Here is a 19,661-nt window from a genome sequence, read left to right as displayed (position 1 = left end):
ACAACAAACGTTCAGACAGGCATGAATATGAGGGATTCTTTATTGAAAACAATGTTATTTGTTGGACTATTGTTTTCATCTGCAATTGCATCGGCACAGGATTCAAAGGAATTATACAATACAGCTACCAGTTTTATTCGTGATGGAGATTACGCCAATGCCATACTGGTACTGAATCAGGCATTACAAATGGAACCTGATAATGTAGAATTCCGTAAGCAACTGGGATTTGCCTATTACCTGCAGGGTGATATGAGTAAATCAAAAAATATCATAGAATCCCTGCTGAATAAAAAAGAAGCAGATGCGCAGCTTTACCAGATTGCAGGAAATATTTACCAGGCACGTCAGGAATGGAAAACAGCGCAGAAACTATACGAGAAAGGACTGAAGAAATTTCCTGAAAGCGGAGAGTTATATAATGATAACGGACAACTGCTGATGTTCCTGAAAATTTACGAAGGAGGCATGGGTAGCTGGCTGAAAGGAATCGAGAAAGATCCCAACTTCCCCAGTAATTATTATAATGCTGCACGGGCCTATGCTTATACAAAGGATGTGCTGTGGATTATTATTTATGGGGAGATCTTTGTAAACCTGGAAAGTTATACTGACCGTACAGCTGAAGTCAGGAACATGCTGATAGATGCCTATAAAAAATTATACAACGATCCATCCATCCTGAGTAAAGCTGTTGAAGAGCAACAACAGCAGGCTACTAAAAAAAGCAAACGTCCGTCTGCAGCGGAGTTCGAGAACAATTACCTGGCAGCTATGGGCAAACAGGTAGGTGTGGTGATGACAGGTATAGACCCTGAAAGCCTCACCATGTTACGTACGCGCTTCCTGCTGGACTGGTATAATTTTTCTGGTCTCAGATTTCCGTATGCATTGTTCGACTTCCAACGTACCTTACTTAGAGAGGGAATGTTCGAAGCTTATAATCAATGGATATTCGGACCAGTGGCTAACCAGGCGGCCTTTAAAGCCTGGACCAGCCTTCATAAATCCGATTATGATGGTTTTCTGCAATTCCAGCGAAGTCACACTTTGAAGATGAGACCGGATGAACACTATAACGACAATCATTTCTCACTCCCAAGGTGAGAAATGAACAGACTGGCTGATTGAGCGAAAGATCGAATAAATCCACAAATTCCACATATGCTCACGATCAAACACCAAAACACGATTGATAAAGCCGTGAAGGCTAATCATGACCGCGCGTTTTATTCTCAGTACCCCGAACATCCAAAAGCCTACGGCGAAAATGCAATTGAACAGGGATCTGACAATTATCTTCAGCTGCTGAAAAAACCTTTCAAGCAACTGTTACAGTCAGGAGAAAGTACCTGGGCGGGAGAAGAAGTATCTCCTTATACCCAGGAACCACTGGGCATCACCTATCCCGTTTTTACTGCAAATGACCTGGTAGAAAAAGCAACAGCCGCCGCTCCCCAATGGCGTAATACCATTGTATCCGTACGTGCAGATATCCTGGTAGAAGCATTGGAAGGGATCAAAGAACGTTTCTTTGATATTGCTTATGCCACACAGCATACCACCGGTCAAAGCTTTATGATGAGTTTTCAGGCATCCGGCCCACACGCTAATGACCGTGCACTGGAAGCCATTGCTATGGGATATCATGAAGGCACCCGTTACCCGGCAACACTCTTGTGGGAAAAGCCAATGGGTAAATCATCGCTGGTACTGAAAAAAGAATTCAGAGCTATCCCTAAAGGGATTGGTCTGGTAATAGGCTGTTCCACATTTCCGGTATGGAACTCTTTACCCGGGATCTTTGCAGATCTCGTAACCGGGAATCCCGTAATCGTAAAACCGCATCCCAAAGCCATATTACCCATTGCCATTGCTGTAAGCGCCATACAACAGGTATTACAGGAAAAAGGATTCAGTCCTAATCTGTGCCAGCTGGCCACAGATACAACTGCTGCTCCTATTTCAAAAACGCTGTGCGAACATCCGGGTATTCAACTGATCGACTATACCGGCGGCAGCCAATTTGGCAATTATGTAGAGTCACTGACAGGAAAAACTGTCTTTACAGAAAAAGCTGGTGTTAATTCTGTGATCATCGACAGCGTGACTGACATAGATGCGGTATTACAGAATCTGGCCTTTTCTGTTTCCCTGTATTCAGGTCAGATGTGTACGGCTCCACAGAATTTCTTCATTTCACAACAAGGTATATCTACGGCCAGTGGCCATTTGAGCTTTGATGAAGTGGTGCAGAAATTCAAAGATGCAGTACAGGCACTGGTGAATAATCCTAAAATGGGAGCAGGTACACTGGGTGCCCTGCAAAATGATACCACATTACAGCGTGCACACAATGCTAACAAGCTGGGTGCCAAAGTAATACTGGAAGGACAGCCAATAACAAGTGAGGAATTCACTCACCTGCGGGGCTTCACTCCTACCCTGCTGGAGGTAAACAGTACAGATAAGAATATTTTTGAACAGGAATTATTTGGCCCGGTTTTGTTATTGATAAAAACAAAAGATACCAACGAGTCAATTCAACTGGCGCAACAGATGGCACAGCAGCATGGAGCAATAACCTGCGCAGCTTATGCTACGAGCCCGGAGATCAAAGAAAAGATCACTGAGGCCATGAACAGTGTTTTCACACCTGTATCTTTTAACTTTACCGGGTTTATATGGGTAAACCAACACGCTGCTTTTTCAGATTTTCATGTAACGGGAGGCAATCCGGCGGGGAATGCAAGTTTTACCAATCCTGAATTTATTCTGAGAAGATTTGTATGGGTAGGGAACCGGGAAGTTACCGGCAGCTGATAGAATAATATGTTTATGAAATATATACTACCTCTTATTTTTCTTGCTTTGATAGCCGCCTGTGAACAGGCACCTAAAGCAGACAAGGCAACGACAACCAAAGCTCAATCCGTAAAGGAAGGAGAAGGCAGCGCTTACCTGGTGGATACTACCACCAGTGAATTACAATGGATTGGCACCAAACCTACAGGCAAACATACAGGTCGGTTCCAGATACAACAGGGGAAGTTATATGTGAAAGATAAAGACATTACCGGTGGTACCTTTACTATTAACATGAGCTCCCTGCAAGACCTGGACTTATTACAAACCGACACCGCCCTTCAACATAAACTTGAAAGAGAACTGAAAGGGCCACTGTTTTTTGATGTGGAGAAATTTCCGATTGCTACGTTTGAAATTACGGGCTCCAGCGATTTTCACCCTTCCGTAGGTAATGATGTGATGATGAAGGATGCTAATTATATGATTCAGGGTAATCTTACCATTAAGAACATTACCATGAACATCTCATTTCCTTCCTCCATCAAAATCAATAATGGTGTGCTAACGGCAGAAGCTGTTTTTAATATAGATCGTACGCTTTGGGGAATGACCTACAGGGCGGATAAATCTATGCAGGACAAGTTGATCAATTCACAGGTAAATATACAGCTGAAGATAAGAGGTGTAAAACATTAAGCCCTCCGGCTATAATTGTTTTAATATGACTCCGTCGCTGATTGCCAATACAGGTAATCAATGACGGAGTTCGTATTTTAAGTATTACCTATGCTGTTAATGCGGTTACAGTCTTGTCTTCATAAATGATACTTGAAAACTCGCACAACTGTTCCAGAAGCCGGCACAACTCTACCCCATTATCTGTTAATGAATAAGTTACTTTGGGAGGCATACCCGGAAACTGCAGCCTGCTGATAAGACCACTCTTTTCCAGCACTTTAAGACGATCTGACAGGATATGATCCGTTATATAGGTAAGTTCTTCCCTGATCGCAGAGAACCTGTTCTTACCCTCCTCTATGCAAAATAAGATATCTGTAGTCCACCTGCGACTCATGGAGTACAACAGCTCATTCAGCGGACACTTGTTCTCAAGAAACGATTGATTCTGATAGTTTGACGAATTTGTCTTTCTTTCTGCCATATAATCTCTCTTTATTGGTCAAATAATATGCAAATGTACAGACGGTTTTCCAATGGATCTGCTCTCAACAATTATTGAAAAGATAAGGCTATTGTTCAGAAAAACCAACTCATATATTAATTATAAAATATTCGAATACATTGGCGATTAACTATTACTCATATGGAAGACTTTCAGGTCTTTTTGCAGCTGTTACTTTAAAACCGGGGAAATTAAGAATATCCTTAATAAATGCATCATCATAGGAAAGTGCATATTTCCTGTCAGCTCAAACTGTCAATATGATTAATATCTTTACAGATGAGGAATATGCCTACTCATTTAGTAAGCCCTTACCTGTTTTGCAAAATCGCTTTATGATCCGTTTAACATTCACTATACTTTTCTTACTGATTTCCCTGTTGGCGATTTTTAAAGCGCCTACCTATCATCTCTGGTTACTGGCTATTGGCGTAGCCGAGTACGCATGGGTGTTTGCAACAATTACTGTGGTATTATTATTCACTGGCTTTTTTCCCGGAAAGCAACAACTGGCAGGTACCCTGTTAGGTATCATAACACTGATTCTTTACCTCACACCTGTTATCCGGGCTTATTCCCAGGGGCAACACCTTGCTGCTGCTATTGATAATACATTAGGAAATGATCCTGCTATCCAATCGTCCCAGCCCTTTAGCCTGACGACCATGATAACAGGTAATCATCAGAAAACTATTCTTCCCCAGACTTTTACTTATTGTACAGATACGGCCTGTCCTTTACACCTGGATTTTTATCCGTCACAGGCTGCCGGATTGCGGCCCTGTGTAATAGTGATCCATGGCGGCTCATGGAGCAGCGGCGATAGCAAACAATTGCCTGAACTTAACAGCTATCTTGCTAATACAGGCTATCATGTTGCTTCCATAAATTACAGGCTGGCACCCGTTTATCAGTCGCCGCTTCCGGTGGAAGATGTTTATGCTGCCATGAATTACCTGCGTACGCATTCAGCGGAGCTACAGATAGATACTGCCAACTTTATATTGCTGGGACGCTCCGCAGGTGCACAGATAGCTCTGCTGGCGGCATACCGTCAACCCGTTCCCGGATTAAAAGGTGTTATAGATTTTTATGGTCCTGCGGATATGGTATGGGGATATTCAAAACCTGCGAATCCCTGGGTAATGGATTCCCGCAAGGTGATGGAAAACTATCTGGGTGGTACTTATACTGCCGTACCTGAAAATTATGCGGCAAGTTCCCCGATTGAATTTGTAAACAAATCTTCTGTACCTACCCTTATTATTCACGGAGAACATGACGTGCTGGTAGCATACGAACATAGTACCCGGCTGAACAAAAAACTGACAGAGAACGGGATCAAGCATTTTTTCCTTTCACTCCCCTGGGCAAACCACGGTTTTGATTATAATCTGAATGGTCCCGGCGGGCAACTATCAACTTATACGGTAGAAAGGTTTCTGCATAATGTAACGCATTAAGATGCCCTAAATAAGGCATCTGGTTTTGCCCTATTCCTGCTTCCCTTTACTATACATTTTAAACATTTCTTTTAAGAAATTCATAATAATCATCACATTGATTATCAATTAAGTTATATATTATCCAATGAACATCTAAATATTTAATAAGTATAAGTAAATCAATAGCTTACACTGATTTTCCCATTGAAGGAATATTATCCTTCAAAAATCAATATTAAATTATTATCATTGTGCACATGAGTATTGCAAATTGAAGCATTAACCCATGACCTATATCATACTGAAACACTTATAAATCAAAATAAATGATCTCTGCTTAAGAAGATCATTATATCAACCGTGCGAAGAACTCTTTAGAATGAAGCAATTTGACTATTTAATTGTAGGGGCTGGCCTATTTGGAGCCGTTTTTGCGTGCGAGGCCAAAAAACGTGGTAAAAAATGCCTCGTTATTGACAGAAGAGGACATCTGGGAGGCAATGTTTATTGTGAAAATAATGATGGAATAAATGTTCATAAGTATGGTGCTCATATTTTCCATACAAACGATAAGAAAATCTGGGATTATGTTAATCAGTTTGTTGAATTTAACAGATACACCAACTCTCCTTTAGCAAGATTCAAAGACGAACTTTACAACCTTCCATTTAACATGAACACGTTTTACCAGTTATGGAAGGTAAAAACACCAGCAGAGGCACAAGCTAAAATCCATGAACAGGTAGCTCAACTTGGAATAGATACTCCCAGAAATCTTGAGGAGCGGGCATTGCTATTAGTAGGTACCGACATTTACGAAAAACTGATCAAAGGATATACAGAGAAGCAGTGGGGCAGGAAAGCCGTAGACCTGCCTGAGTTTATTATTAAAAGATTGCCCGTGAGATTTACTTACGACAATAATTATTTCAATGATAAATACCAGGGAATACCGGTTGGGGGATATAACAAATTAGTTGCAGGGTTACTGGACGGAATTGAAACCCGCGTGAACGTTGACTATTTCAAAAATAAGACCGAATTAAACGATCTCGCGGAGAACATTGTATTTACCGGACAGCTGGATGAATTTTACGACTTCCGCTTTGGTTATCTTGAATACCGTAGCCTGCGATTTGAACATGAAAGACTGGAAATTCCCAATTTTCAGGGAAATGCTGTTGTTAATTATACGGAAAGAGAAATCCCATACACCCGGATCATTGAACATAAACATTTTGAATTTGGCTCACAGGCGCACACAATAATCAGCCGGGAATATCCTAAAGAATGGCAATTTGGACAGGAACCTTATTATCCAATCAATGATACCCATAATGAATCAATTATTAAGCAGTATAAGCAATTAGCTGCGCTGGAAAAAAATATAATTTTTGGAGGAAGACTCGCTGAATACCGGTATTACGATATGCACCAGGTAATTGGTGCTGCCTTAACTCACTTTAAATAGCTTTAATATTATCAGATGCTTCAAATAACCGAAAGAACCAAAATCTATATTAATTCTCCTGCTCACGCTACCTCTGGTGGGCCAGAATTACTCCATCAGCTCGTGCATGCTTTGAATGAAGAAAACAGGGATGCGTACATAGTGTATTATGACGATACTACTGCTCCTACACCAGTTGAATACAGAAAATACAATCTCAAAATAGCTGATCATATCGAAGACAAAGCAGAGAATATCGTTATTCTGGGAGAATTAATGGTGCATCAGGCCCAACAGTTCAGTAATTGCCAGGTAGTAATATGGTGGTTAAGTGTAGATTTTTTCTTTGGTCCCGCCAAAATTCATTTGTCTGTTAGAGATCATTTTAAAAGAGGTCTTTCTTGCGGAATGGAAAATTTTTTCTATAAGTTAACGCATAATTTCTTTAGCAATAAAAACTATTTCCTTAATAGTACATCTTACGACAAACTAAATAAAAGCCGTTTGTTACATTGTTATCAATCAGTGTATGCACAAGGGTTTTTATTAAAAAATGGGTTTACAGAGATCCTGCCATTAAGCGATTATATTAATACCGATTTTGTAAATCAAGGGAGTACTAAACCCAAGGAAAATAAAATATTATTTAATCCAAAAAAAGGATTCAAGTTTACAAAAAAACTCATGAAAAGTGCGCCTCATCTAAATTGGGTGCCACTACAAAATATGAACCGGGAGCAATTGTTGCATGAGTTTGAAACAAGTAAATTATATATAGACTTTGGCCATCACCCTGGCAAAGACAGAATGCCAAGAGAAGCCGCGATAAATGGTTGTTGCGTGATTACAAATATTAAAGGTGCTGCCCGTTTCTATGAAGATGTTCCTATCGACAGGAAATATAAACTGGATGAGAGTACCCATAGTATTACCGATATCATAGAAAAGATTGAAGATATACTGAATAATTATGAAGAGCGTATTCAGGATTTCGAATTCTATAAGAAAAGAATACTGACAGAAAAAGAGATTTTCCTATCACAGGTAAAGCAAATTTTTATCGGGAATCTAAATTAAACGTTGGGCTGACTAAAAGGAATACCGGATTCTTAACGCCTTCGTTTTACTTTTTAGTCAGCCTCAATATTTTCAGGTGGCTTATACGTTTGGTACAAAATTGTACGTAGTATCGTTATTAAATACAACATACATTCTTCTCCAGGGCTGATCATCTATCAGTTTCCATTTATGCCCTGAACCTGTAGTATCCAATGCTATTAATACATCTCCAGGTTCCAGGGTAAATGTTTCTCCCAGATAAGTTTCGAAAAGCAAGGTGCCGGATAACGTTATTACATATTGAGTGGTAGGTGCCGGATGCCAGTCGTACGATGAATGTGGTGCAGTTTCATTAAACATAACTGATACTGCATCTTTAACTTCTCTGTTGGCAACAGTCCCTTCTATAACATGTGAGTGGCCGTCTTCTCCGGTATACAATTTATACGCCCTGATCATAGTCTATTTAAACATTTTCCTGAATGTTTCCACCAATCTAACGGGGAAAGATTTTGTGCGAATATAAGCCTTTTCAGCCAGCCGGCATTCCTCTCTGATCTCATCCGCAATCTGTTTATCCAGTTGAATAAAACGGCTGAGACGTTTGATCAACCTTACTCTTTTTCTCCTGATATGTACCAGCTCCACTAATTCACTTTCTTCTACAGTATTATTCATCTCTTTACGCACCAGATCTGGAACGGGATCAATGCCCTCCATAATCCTGTTGATTTTCTGAATGTATAGCCATCCTACCTGCTGCTTCCGATGTAGTCTGTACTGGATCAGCGGTTCATCTATATAACCCAGTGCAAAATGATTTGCGGCAACAATGGCAATCCATGCATCATGCCATAACTTATGCATCAAACGGAAAGGCAGTATTTTATCAACAAAATCTTTCCTGATTGCCACAGTAGCCCCGGTAACAATTTTGTTGTATTTAAGCATGAAACGCAGGAGGTTCTTCTTATCGGCAGTGAATTCGCGCATCTCTTTTGTGAACATATTTACATCCCACAATAATGATGGAATAACCTGATCATTCTCGTCGATAAAAGAAGCATTTGTAAAGACAACTTTATCTTCTGGATGCGCTTCAAAATGTGCTATTACTTTCTGTACTTTAAACCCACTCCAACTATCATCATGATCACTCAGGAAAATGATATCTCCTTTGCACAGGGAAAGCGCTTTTTCAAAGTTCTTCCTTGCCCCTGTATTTTTTTTATTCTTTATAATATTGAAAATACCTGGATATTTTGCAGCATAGTCATCCAGGATACTGATTGTATTGTCAGTAGAAACATCATCCACAACAACTATCTCATTTACGGGAACAGTCTGATGTAAAATACTATCTAACTGCCGTTGCAGAAATTGCCCTCCGTTATACGTGCATAATGCAACGGATATTATATCACACTTCAACTTCATTTCCCTTTATTTTCTCCTGCAACTCTTTTACCGTCATGTTATACAATACACTATGCCTGTTATTAACACGTTGTACGAGGTGCACATGCGCAATGAAATTCTGTACGATAGCTATCTTATCGCTCGGTGTAACCACCAGCAATTGCAGATGTAACTGCTTACACAACTCCATCAGATAGGTTGCTTTCTCCTCATCCTGGTTACTGAAACTTTCATCGACTGCAATGAAACGAAGGCTTTTGCTATTCTTTCCCTCGCGCGTTATTCCAAACTGGTAAGCAATGGCGCTACATAATATGGTATACGTTAATTGCGCTTTTTCACCACCGGAAAGTTGTCCCATCTGCCGGTATGTCTTCTTGGTTTCATTAGTATTTCTGAAGCGTTCATCTGCCCAGAATTCAAACCAGTTACGTGCATCCATCACACGGTTACGGTATGCCTCACTTTCGTCCAATGCAGTTATCAGCGGTTGTACCTTCTCCCTGAAATGCGATGCCTTATCCTCAAAGCTACTCTGTTGCCAGTTGGCATCCTGTGGCAAGGCATCCAGTAAGCGGGTTCTGAATTCCTTTACTTCTGTACCTGCAGCCAATGGTTTCCGTCCCAACTGAATATAAGTATCCGGCAAACGGTTGAAGTTGATTCCGCTTAACGACTGGTTCAGCTTCTGAATGGTATTACTGATATCTCTCTCCCACTTCTCCATCTCTTCATTCAATCCACCTATTTTATATGTGATGGTAATATTGATAAAGCTCTCAAAGTCCTTCTTGTATTTAGGCAAATTATCCTCAGAAAGTTTCGCCATCCATTCAATATACTCGTTCGCATATTTAGCATCGTCCGACAGTGAATGAACATCTGCTATCCAGTCGGGGAACTTCTGTAATAATTCAGGCGATGGATTCTTCAGCCTGTTAATACTTCTGCTCAATTGTACTTCTTCCTTATGACTGGCATCATCGGCACGCTTCAGATTCGCTTCTTTGGATTCACGTAATGATCTGTAAATACTGCTGATATTTTCCAGTGTTACATTGCCTAATTCATTGCTGTGATGTTGCTGAAACTGTAACAGTTCATCCTTATCACTTGTAGTGATATGTTGCAGTAAATGCTGCAGCGCCTCCTGCTCCTTTTCCATTTCGGAAATACCATTCTGCTCCAATGCTTCCTCCCGGATCAATGTAGTTTGCTGATCCTGATTAGTCACCTTTTGCAGTTCAATATCCAGCAGTTGTACTTTCAATGCATCCAGTTCCTTATTCTCATCTCTGAGTGAAAGGATCTGTTCTTCCGCTTTACGGATTGTTTTATTGATCTTAGCGGTATTGATTTCATCGAAGCCTTTGTGTTCTTTAATCCTCCCTGCGGCATAAAACTGCTTCTGTAAACGGGTAGATCTATTACGACTGGTTTGCAGGATATCATTGGAAGCAACGATCTGTTCGTTCAGTTTATTTCTCCGTGTAATCAGGGCATCCTTTTTCTTTTCATTATTCCAGCCCATCACATATCGTGAAGCATCGTTACTACCGGAACGGTCATCTTTCTCATGCCTTTCCCTGTTCTTTGTCAGCCCATCGATAGTAATTGCCATATCATACCGCTGTAAAGATTTTTCGTCATTTACACATGTATAACTGTACTGCTGAATAATTTGTTGTTGTACCCACTTACTCAGCTTATGCTCCGGATGAAACTCCAGTTTGTGATATACAGTATTGTCTTCCGGATATAATTCAAGTGCTGCATCTCTGATCTGGTAATATACCAGTCGTGTACGCAGATTATTGTTGTTCACATAAGAAGTTACCTTTTTGTAATGTTTTTCAGGCACCAGTAACCTCAATGAGAATGAATGCAACAGTTTCTCCAATGCAGGCTGCCACTCCAGGCTATCTGTTCTCACCTGCGCCAGTTCTCCAGCAAACAGGATCTCATTCACATCAATCTTCAGATTGTTACAAATTTCCTTTCGCAGATTAACAAGGTGACCGGGGATATTATTCTTAGACTGATGTAATCCTTCTATTTCTCTTTCCAGTCCCTCTTTCTCTCCTTCCGATTGTTCTTTGATTCTTTTAGCACTGTATTCATCCTCTTCATTCAGGCGCTGTTCAGTTTCCAGTTTTAAGATGGTTCTGTTCACTTCTTTCAGGAGCCGCTGATAGGTAGCCTCATCCTGAATTTCTTCTTCCTTCAGATTTAAAGCAGTGCACCATTCATTGAACTGGTTCAGGCTTTCTTCTGTTAAGGTCTTCTTCTTTTTTAATTCCTGGATGTCTGCTTCCAGTTGTTGCAAACGTTGTCCTGCTTTATTCTGTTCCAGCAGGTTTCTGGTGATGCGTTCCTTTTCCAGCAACTCATTCTGAAACGCTTTTGCTTCTTCTATTTTCTTTAATAATACGGTAGTATGCTGCCGACGATCCTGCAGGGTTTGTGTCAGCAATTGATTTTTAGTAAAGCTGTTCCATATAGCAGATATTTCAAGCTCCTGTTTTAGCTGTATAATTTCGGACTGTAGCTGATGGAAGTTTTTATGATGCTCACCCACTGGCTCTAACAGACGGATTTGTTCCTCTGCCTTTTCAATATTCCGTTGAGCATCCATTAGGGTAGTCAAATGTTTCTTCAGATCCTGAAACTGATCTTCCATATTACGCGGCTCCAGCATGTGCATCCGGATAAAATCATCCAGGTTGCCCAATACCTTTATACCAACGGTTTGGTTAAACAACTGCAAAGCCTGAATGCTTTGCATACCCAGTGCATCTACGAGGCGCAATGCATATTTACTGGCAGCATCGAACCACTCTACCTGCTTACGGTTCCCTTTGTTATAGTTCTGATCTATGCGGCGTTTCCAGCCTCCGCTAAGATCGAATGGTTTAAAGTCATCCTCAATGTGCAGGGATTTATGTGCAATCCCGAACACCTTTTTCATATCTCCGTTTGAGAAGTATCTTACCTGGAAAAGTGTAACAGCCTGTTCTGCCTCATTTGCGAAATTCGCCAGTAAAATGCTGTATGCTTCTTCTTTATTCTCTCTAAGGTATAAGGTCTTTGTAGCGCCGGTAGCATCACTGTTGATCATACCATAACCTCCCATTACGTAGGAGTCTTCTGTACGGTCACCTTTCTTCTCACTACCACTACTCTGATTATAAAAACGATATCTCTTCTCAGGTACTATCAGCGTAAGCAATGCATCTATGAAAGTAGTTTTACCACTACCATTAGCACCTGTAAGCAGGCTGGTTTCCCCGCCCGGTTTTATTGTATGGATATGCTCATCAAAAGTTCCCCAGTTAAATATTTCGATATATTGAAGGCGAAAACCACTCTTTTGATTATCAGTATTAAAAACGTTTAATTGCATCTGTAGGCCTGATATTTTAATGTGCTATCAATTGCTGATGGAAGTTTTCCAATACCTCACTATCAACCTTGGCTTTTATAATTTTCCTGATCCTGAACTTCTGTTCATCCAGCACTTCATGATTTTCTATTCGTTGCAGGAATCCATTTTCTTCCACTTTATCGATCAGTCTGTCTATTTCTTTTAAGAACTTAATACGACTTGCACCTTCTTTAAAAAAGAGTTCAGCATATTCTTTTATCTCCCGTCTTTTTTTAATTAATTCACGGGAAGAAGACTCACTAATTTCAAATTCTGCCATCATTTCCCGGAGCAGTACCAGCATAATACTTTCCTCATAAGTATACGAACGCCGCTGCACCCAGCTTACATAAGCCTCTTCATCTTCAGACAGGGAATGTTTTACAAATGCAAAACCATCCTGTTCATCCAGTACCAGCATTAATCCTAATTGCTGGAGAAACCCTGTCAGTTCAACTTTGAATTGCAGGAGTTTTTCCCAGATACCTTTATCTACATATTCTACGGGCCCTTTCAGCAATTTAACAACAACCGCAGCATAAGGCAATATTTTATTGGGAGTGCTCATGTTATTATTATTTAGTGAACAATAAATAAGGTACTTCTACAAATTTTGTCTGTTCCGGATTCAAAGGAATCAGCTCTGTGGTATTTTTCATTATTAATACCCGGCCTCCTTTTTCACGCAGAAAGTCATAGTACCCGATAATTTCTGCAAGTCCCTGTTCAAGCGGTGTACATTCCAGCACTTCTTTCAATGTAGCAGTATCCCGTTCTTTTAATACATCTTCCACCTTCTGCCATAATTGTTTCTTGTTAATATAATTGGAAGCCAGTAAGCGGCTGAACCGCGTAATGTCTTCAATCTTCTCGGTAGTTGTAACAGGTTGTTTCACTTCGGCAACACCTTTCTTCTGTTCCAGCATCATCTTCCTGTCCATGACCATTTTTATGTCGGCACTATCTTCCAGTGTGATACCGGAATTCACTTTATCATTATCTATCAGGTCGAACACTAATTCCTTGATACCATTAATCTGTTTACGTAAACGTCTGTGTCTGGCTATTTCTTTTTCAGAGATAATACGGCTGAGTTTTTCTGCCATCTTATCATTTGCATCATATACTGTTCTACCTTGTTCTAACAGTAATGATTTAATGTTTTGTAAGAAGTATTCGTCATTCTCAATCTTTCTATCTGCCAGCACCTGCGACAACTGAATGGTGAGTTCTTTCCAGTCTTCATTACCTTCTCTTGATATGAGGAAGTCCCAGAAAGCATAGAAGCTTTTTCCCTGGTTACTGTTTCTTAAGGAATCGTATGCTTCGAATGCAAATCCTATAATAGCGCCTTTATTCTGTTCAGCTTTAGTATGCTGTTCCACAATAGAACGGTGGATCTGTTTGAAATTGTCTTCCACTTCACGGAAGTCGCTGATCAGTTCATAACAGAGTCTTGTGAACAGTTCCAGACGTTCTTCTACCTGGGCATTATTATAGCGTTCAGGAATAACCCCCAGCTCAATTGCTTTGATTTCTTTTTCAATCTCGGCTTTCCTGTTCTTTAATATTTCAAGTCTTTTACTTCTGTCATCTTCTGTATTTTCAACGATATCCCTCAGTGAGTTAAAGAGAAGTTTAAAGCGGCTTTCTGTACCCACATGCTGGCGCAGCTGTAAATTCTGCATCCATTGTAAAACCTTTTCCGTGTGTGCACTTAGCTGGTACTGTGTATTTCCTTCTGTATCCGGCAGATCCTGTAAGATTCTCTTCTGGACCCAGTTAAGGATATATTTCCGGCTACGGGCCTCCTCATCTTCTCCAAAACCAATCTTTGCTTCCTCCAGATCTTCCGTACCATCTTCATGCGAGCCAAGCTCTTCTGCCAGAAGCTGTATCAGTTTTGGCTCCGGAATAGAAAACCTATTCTCTTCTTTGAAAATATTATATAAGAACGGTAATATCCATTGCGTATTACGCAGGCGCAACATTTGTATTGCCGGCGATGAGGATATTAGCCAATAAAGGTCTTTTTTATTCATACATTCTATAAGAGAGTGTAATTTGGAGAAAAAACAGGAGAATAAGTCCTACCTGTGGATAAGTGCAGCATATATGTTAGCACGTCCGTAAACGGAAGGTCTTTCCTGCAATTTGTTTATGTGGGTATATCCCTGGCTCTCAAACAATTGTTGCAGTGTTTTATAACTTGTTGGGTATGGCACCCAGGCAGGAACCGGTTGATCCGTATCATACTCTACCACCAGTAAAATGCCCTCCGGCTTCATACAATCCTTTATCTTCTTAATAAAGCTCTCCTTATTCCTTACATAATGCAGTGCATTGGCAATAATAATCCCGTCTAACTGCTTAAAAGTGAACGGATCATTTATGAAGTCGGATCTTTGTATGGTTACCGGCACCCCTGTTTTCACTCCTTTGACAGTAACAGGCGGCTTTTGATCTACTGCATAGATCTGGCTTCCCGGCGGCAGAAAATGTGATAGAGCGGCTGTAAATAGTCCCTGGCCGCACCCTAAATCGGCCCAGTTGGATATTTGTGTTTGAGAAAGCTGATCACATTGGATCAATTGTATAGCGTCGTTTAATTCCATCTATAGTTGCTGTTAAATACTGTTTGTATTCAACATAGATTTAAGGATATTGGCTTGTACGTCGAAGTTGCTGATATTCTGCAGAAAGTTCACATCATCAATCTTATCGTAGTAATCTTTGATCAGATTTTTAATTTCATCTGGTATGGTGGTCTTTGTAATATTTGCAGCGCTTTGTAACTGGTCGTTCTTATCCATCAATTCCTGTTTCAGTCTTGCTTTTTTAGACATGGTGTTAGACCAGTCAATCCCATTTATTTTAGACAGGTCGCAAAACAGGAATACATTTCTTGATGGCAGGAACAGGAAATGTTTATCTTCCTCAAGCAGTTTATATATTTCAAGTACTAAATGACTTGAAGCCAATCCGCAAATGAATTCGCTTTTAAAATCAGTTTTACACAGAACGCCCATCAGCTTTCGCTGAATAGTAGCATGTGAGTTCCTGTATACTTCTTTGGGATTGTATGTAGTGAGTTCCTCGAATAATGCCCAGGGAATATCATAATAGAAATCCGCAGAAAAGCGGGCACTGAAAGCATTTATATTTTTAGAAAATGGATCTTCGTCCGTATTATCGGAGAGAATCTGGTATAGTTTCCTTAGTGATAAATTGACTTTTAGTGCCTGCCGTTGTTTATCCAGGTTGAAATTCTTTTCAGTGAATACAGAATCTTCTATATTATCTATCAGTTCTTTGTTCAGATGAATTTCATCTAACAGAATGCTGATATTTCTTTCATTGGATGCTTTAATTTTCTTAAGCAGTTCAACTATTGTAGAAGTGTATTGAAGATGGAATAACTCCAGTTTATTAATATCCAGGTCCGGGTTATTCTCAAATAATTTATGAATTACCTGTGTCCGGAGATAGATTTTATAAATCACGTCCTCTTCAAAGAAAACAGACAGCAACTGTAGTTTGCTGATTATTTTATTTGAATCCCTTAGTAATATAGCCACATTGTCATCCATCTTCTACTCCTGCTTAAACATTAGTTACGTTCTTCTTCAATTCGGTTTCCAGGCTTTGTAATTCTGTATCCAGCAATCTTCTGTTCTCGGTACCCTGTTCGTGAATTTTCTTCACTTCATTCAGTGTTTCGATCAGTGATTGCGTAGTACGTTTCAAAGTATCAATGGAAACAACTGTCTTTTCATTTTCTCTCGCTACGTCAATACTATTCTGTCTGAGCATTTCTGCATTCTTCTGTAAGATAGTATTGGTAGTATCGGAGATCTTTTTCTGCATTTCCACATTAGCCTTTTGTCTTTGCAGAGCAACGGCAATAGTGAGCTGATTTTTCCATACAGGAATAGTAGTAGAAACAATAGACTGTGCTTTTTCAGCAATAGAGGTATTATTATTCTGTACTACTCTTATCTGAGCGAGTGATTGCATCATGATGAACCTTACAATCTTCATATCAGCCAGGCGCTTGTCCAGCCGGATAGTATAATCGCGCAGATCGGCAATTTCATAATCGTTATAGTTGGCAGAATTTGCTTCCATTTCGGCCAGCTTCTCACTCAGTTCTTTATATTTGATATGACCGGAGATGATCAGGTCTTCCATTTGTTTAATGTAATTTACATTACTGTCAAACATTGTTTGGAGGGAGCTGTTATCCTTTATAGAATTAATTCTACCGGCTTTAATCTTGTTAGTAATTTTATCGATGTTACTAACAACTGTATCATATTTCTGGAAGAGTTTCTTTGCATCAAATACCATCTTTTTCAGGAATGGTATTTTAGACAGTAGTTGTTTGAAACCACCCTGTTCCAGTTCATCAACATCAATATAATTCAGTTCACCCAGCAAATCGTTAATCAGTCCACCTACTTCACCGGAGTTAAATGTGCGTACAGATGTGAGAAACTCATTACTGTACTTCTCCATTGAGTTTTGTACTTCCGTGCCATAGTTCAGGATTGAGTTCACATCACCTGGCACCAGGTTTTTGCTTATCTCACCGTATTTTTTGGCATCATCCGGCGTTACTACAGTAAGATCAACATTTCCCTCTTTATCCAACCTGGGATGGGAAACAACGAGCTCTGTGTTATTGGGATTATTTTCCATAAGGTATTTTTAGTACGGTTATAAATAGTTCTGTGTAACTGTGTCAACAGTTTCCTGTAACTTTTTATCTTTAGTTGCTTCGCCTATTGCATTGAATTTCCATTCCCCGTTCTTTTTATAAAACACGCCCATGATCATGGAAACATGTCCTGCAAAAGCGGCATCATGTGCAATATCGTATTTCGCAAATACTTCGGTAACTCTGGTAGGAGTACCTTCGTAAATGCGGATAGAAGCAAATGGAATAGATCCGAAATCGTGCCCTCTGAAGCTATTCAGTACGAAAGCTACATAACTCACTGCAGGATTCAGGCGGGAAAAATCAAGTGTAATTACTTCATTATCCAAACCATCATCACCATTTACATCACCGGTAAGATCATCACCACTGTGTATTACTGAATTATCTTTTGATCTCAGGTTACCAAAGTATACAACTTCCAGTGGTTGTTTCTGCTCGTTAAATAATGCGCAACTGGCATCCAGATCTACGGCTTCTTTTGTTTTGGAAAGACCAAACATGGCTTTCTTTTCAATTGCGCCCCAATTGATTCCTACACAAACATACTGCAGTTTTGTACCATTGCTTTTTTCAAGCGATATTCTCTGACCTTTCTGAAGATTGATAGCCATGCTAATATTTTTTTAGGGTTAGTTATATTTATTTAAATAATCCTGCAATCCACCTTTCATACCTACACCTACTGCTTCAAATTTCCATTCATTATTGCGTTTATAAATCCTGCCGAATTCTACTGCTGTTTCAATTGAGAAATCTTCTTCCAGTTCGTATTTCAGGAGTACTTCATTTGAAGCTGAATCAAAGATGCGAACGAATGAATTTCTTACCTGGCCAAAGTTCTGCCTTCTGCTTTCCGCTTCATGAATAGTTACTACTACGCATATTTCAGTAGCCTGTGCATCGATTTTGGAAAGGTCTACAATGATTTGTTCGTCATCGCCAGCACCTTCACCTGTGAGGTTATCACCGGTATGTTCTACGGCACCTCCGGGAGATTTAGCGTTGTTATAAAAAATAAAGTGTTGATCAGAAAGTATCTTTTTATTTTCACCGAGAATGAAAACTGATGCATCAAGGTCGAAGCTGGTACCCGTGGAAGAATTGTTTGTATCCCAACCCAGACCAATTGTAAATTTTGGAGAATTGATTGATTCTCTTTGTCCCTTTTGTAAGTTAATTGCCATATAATCTTTGCTTTAAAAATTTTAGTTAAACAAACTTAAAATACTTTTATTATTTGAATTTATTAAGAGTGTGCTGATACCGGCAATGCTACCGCCTTCAATATCCGCTTTAATATTATCCCCAATATGAATGATCTCGTTTAATTGAATGCTCTCTTCGTTTCTGTGCGAAGTTACTGTTCTTATCATAAGCTGGAATAGTTCCTGATTGGGTTTAGACATTCCAACTTCATCTGAATATAACTGAAAGTCAAATAAGTGATGAATTTCCAGCCTTTTTAATACTTCCCTTAGTGTTCGTCCCTTAATAAACGCAGTATTGCTCAGAAGGCTGAGCGTATTATTTCCGGATTGTTTTAACCGGCTCAATGCGCTGGAGGTATTATCACAGTAGATAACAGGTAAATATTTAAAGACCAGCTGTTCCATTTCATCGTATAGTGCAGACAAGTCTATATCGTGAAAAGACTTTTCATGATCGTTCATTTCACTAATTACCATCAGGTACATTTCTTCTGCCTCCAGATTATTACCCGTTTTCTCATTAATCGCATTACACATCAAATCTACCTGCCGGAAAATCCGGGTTACTTCTTCCAGTGATTTATTCTTTTGATTAAAATTATCATAGAAGAACCTGTTCCGTTCCTGTTTAAAAGAAGGATGAGATTTAATTAAAGTTAGCCATAAGTCGAATGAAAAGTGTTTATAACTGTTCATTAAATGATCGGGTTTAGTTGTAAAGCAGGTCTGTGAAAGACGGCTGTTGCCTATTAAAAGTAATAGTTTTTAGGGTTAGATCAAAAATCGTGCAGATAAGAAGGGTTGCCTTACAACAAAATAACGTTTTTATAACATATATATAGGATATAACTAACTATTTAACAGCAACTTAAGATTTATCCAGGCTTGGAGGGGTATAAAGAAATCCCCTGTCCCGGTAATGGGACAGGGAGAGATATTTTC

Annotated in this window: 18 protein-coding genes; 6 read left to right on the top strand and 12 right to left on the bottom strand. The window is 39.6% G+C overall.

The window, feature by feature from the left end; genetic code table 11:
- Positions 1 to 21 precede the first annotated feature (21 nt).
- The 3 genes from BM176_RS20885 to BM176_RS20875 are packed head-to-tail and all read left to right on the top strand — an operon-like array spanning position 22 to position 3,504.
- Complete coding sequence (locus tag BM176_RS20885) at positions 22 to 1,107, top strand: tetratricopeptide repeat protein (RefSeq protein WP_090106276.1); 1,086 nt, start codon at positions 22 to 24, stop codon at positions 1,105 to 1,107.
- Between the two features lie 57 nt (positions 1,108 to 1,164).
- Positions 1,165 to 2,823, top strand: coding sequence for a phenylacetic acid degradation protein PaaN (gene paaN, locus BM176_RS20880; protein ID WP_090106275.1), 1,659 nt, complete (start codon positions 1,165 to 1,167; stop codon positions 2,821 to 2,823).
- 15 nt (positions 2,824 to 2,838) lie between these two features.
- Positions 2,839 to 3,504: a YceI family protein gene (locus tag BM176_RS20875; RefSeq protein ID WP_177230474.1), complete on the top strand. Its 666-nt coding sequence runs from the start codon at positions 2,839 to 2,841 to the stop codon at positions 3,502 to 3,504.
- 88 nt (positions 3,505 to 3,592) lie between these two features.
- Here the strand turns inward: BM176_RS20875 and BM176_RS20870 are convergent, their stop codons facing one another.
- Positions 3,593 to 3,970, bottom strand: a complete 378-nt coding sequence (locus BM176_RS20870) for a winged helix-turn-helix transcriptional regulator (protein ID WP_090106273.1) — start codon at positions 3,968 to 3,970, stop codon at positions 3,593 to 3,595.
- Positions 3,971 to 4,251: 281 nt separating this feature from the next.
- On the opposite strand from BM176_RS20870, the gene BM176_RS20865 reads away from it, so the two are divergent.
- From BM176_RS20865 to BM176_RS20855, 3 genes are all read left to right on the top strand, one after another.
- The gene (locus BM176_RS20865; RefSeq protein WP_255373555.1) at positions 4,252 to 5,454 is read left to right on the top strand and encodes an alpha/beta hydrolase; all 1,203 of its coding nucleotides are present in this window, start codon (positions 4,252 to 4,254) and stop codon (positions 5,452 to 5,454) included.
- Between the two features lie 361 nt (positions 5,455 to 5,815).
- Positions 5,816 to 6,907, top strand: a complete 1,092-nt coding sequence (gene glf / locus BM176_RS20860; RefSeq protein WP_090106272.1) for a UDP-galactopyranose mutase — start codon at positions 5,816 to 5,818, stop codon at positions 6,905 to 6,907.
- A 15-nt stretch (positions 6,908 to 6,922) separates the two neighbouring features.
- Positions 6,923 to 7,963, top strand: coding sequence for a hypothetical protein (locus BM176_RS20855; RefSeq protein WP_090106271.1), 1,041 nt, complete (start codon positions 6,923 to 6,925; stop codon positions 7,961 to 7,963).
- Positions 7,964 to 8,044: 81 nt separating this feature from the next.
- Here BM176_RS20855 and BM176_RS20850 read toward each other — a convergent pair whose 3' ends face one another.
- Genes BM176_RS20850 through BM176_RS20800 form a run of 11 tightly spaced genes read right to left on the bottom strand, consistent with a single transcriptional unit; the run spans position 8,045 to position 19,415 of the window.
- The gene (locus BM176_RS20850) at positions 8,045 to 8,404 is read right to left on the bottom strand and encodes a cupin domain-containing protein (protein WP_090106270.1); all 360 of its coding nucleotides are present in this window, start codon (positions 8,402 to 8,404) and stop codon (positions 8,045 to 8,047) included.
- 3 nt (positions 8,405 to 8,407) lie between these two features.
- Entirely contained in the window at positions 8,408 to 9,382 is a 975-nt protein-coding gene (locus BM176_RS20845; protein WP_090106269.1) for a glycosyltransferase, read from the bottom strand.
- Entirely contained in the window at positions 9,366 to 12,767 is a 3,402-nt protein-coding gene (locus tag BM176_RS20840; RefSeq protein ID WP_090106268.1) for an ATP-binding protein, read from the bottom strand. The genes BM176_RS20845 and BM176_RS20840 overlap by 17 nt, the downstream gene beginning before the upstream one ends.
- Before the next feature lie 16 nt (positions 12,768 to 12,783).
- Entirely contained in the window at positions 12,784 to 13,356 is a 573-nt protein-coding gene (locus tag BM176_RS20835; protein ID WP_090106267.1) for a DUF4194 domain-containing protein, read from the bottom strand.
- A gap of 7 nt (positions 13,357 to 13,363) precedes the next feature.
- Complete coding sequence (locus tag BM176_RS20830) at positions 13,364 to 14,830, bottom strand: DUF3375 domain-containing protein (RefSeq protein ID WP_090106266.1); 1,467 nt, start codon at positions 14,828 to 14,830, stop codon at positions 13,364 to 13,366.
- 48 nt (positions 14,831 to 14,878) lie between these two features.
- Entirely contained in the window at positions 14,879 to 15,403 is a 525-nt protein-coding gene (locus BM176_RS20825) for a class I SAM-dependent methyltransferase (protein ID WP_090106265.1), read from the bottom strand.
- 12 nt (positions 15,404 to 15,415) lie between these two features.
- Positions 15,416 to 16,378 (bottom strand): hypothetical protein, encoded by a 963-nt coding sequence (locus BM176_RS20820; protein ID WP_090106264.1) that lies wholly within the window; start codon positions 16,376 to 16,378, stop codon positions 15,416 to 15,418.
- Positions 16,379 to 16,391: 13 nt separating this feature from the next.
- Complete coding sequence (locus tag BM176_RS20815; protein WP_090106263.1) at positions 16,392 to 17,489, bottom strand: toxic anion resistance protein; 1,098 nt, start codon at positions 17,487 to 17,489, stop codon at positions 16,392 to 16,394.
- A gap of 18 nt (positions 17,490 to 17,507) precedes the next feature.
- Positions 17,508 to 18,122: a TerD family protein gene (locus BM176_RS20810; RefSeq protein WP_090106262.1), complete on the bottom strand. Its 615-nt coding sequence runs from the start codon at positions 18,120 to 18,122 to the stop codon at positions 17,508 to 17,510.
- Between the two features lie 18 nt (positions 18,123 to 18,140).
- A complete protein-coding gene (locus tag BM176_RS20805; protein ID WP_090106261.1) occupies positions 18,141 to 18,695 on the bottom strand; it encodes a TerD family protein in 555 nt (184 codons plus the stop codon).
- Between the two features lie 21 nt (positions 18,696 to 18,716).
- The gene (locus BM176_RS20800) at positions 18,717 to 19,415 is read right to left on the bottom strand and encodes an HAD family hydrolase (protein WP_090106260.1); all 699 of its coding nucleotides are present in this window, start codon (positions 19,413 to 19,415) and stop codon (positions 18,717 to 18,719) included.
- Positions 19,416 to 19,661 lie beyond the last annotated feature (246 nt).

Origin of the sequence: Chitinophaga sp. CF118 (assembly GCF_900112615.1) — a bacterium.
In the GTDB taxonomy this organism is placed as follows: domain Bacteria; phylum Bacteroidota; class Bacteroidia; order Chitinophagales; family Chitinophagaceae; genus Chitinophaga.
The sequence above is the reverse complement of the archived record's forward strand: the minus strand, read 5'-3'. Positions and strand labels throughout refer to the sequence as shown.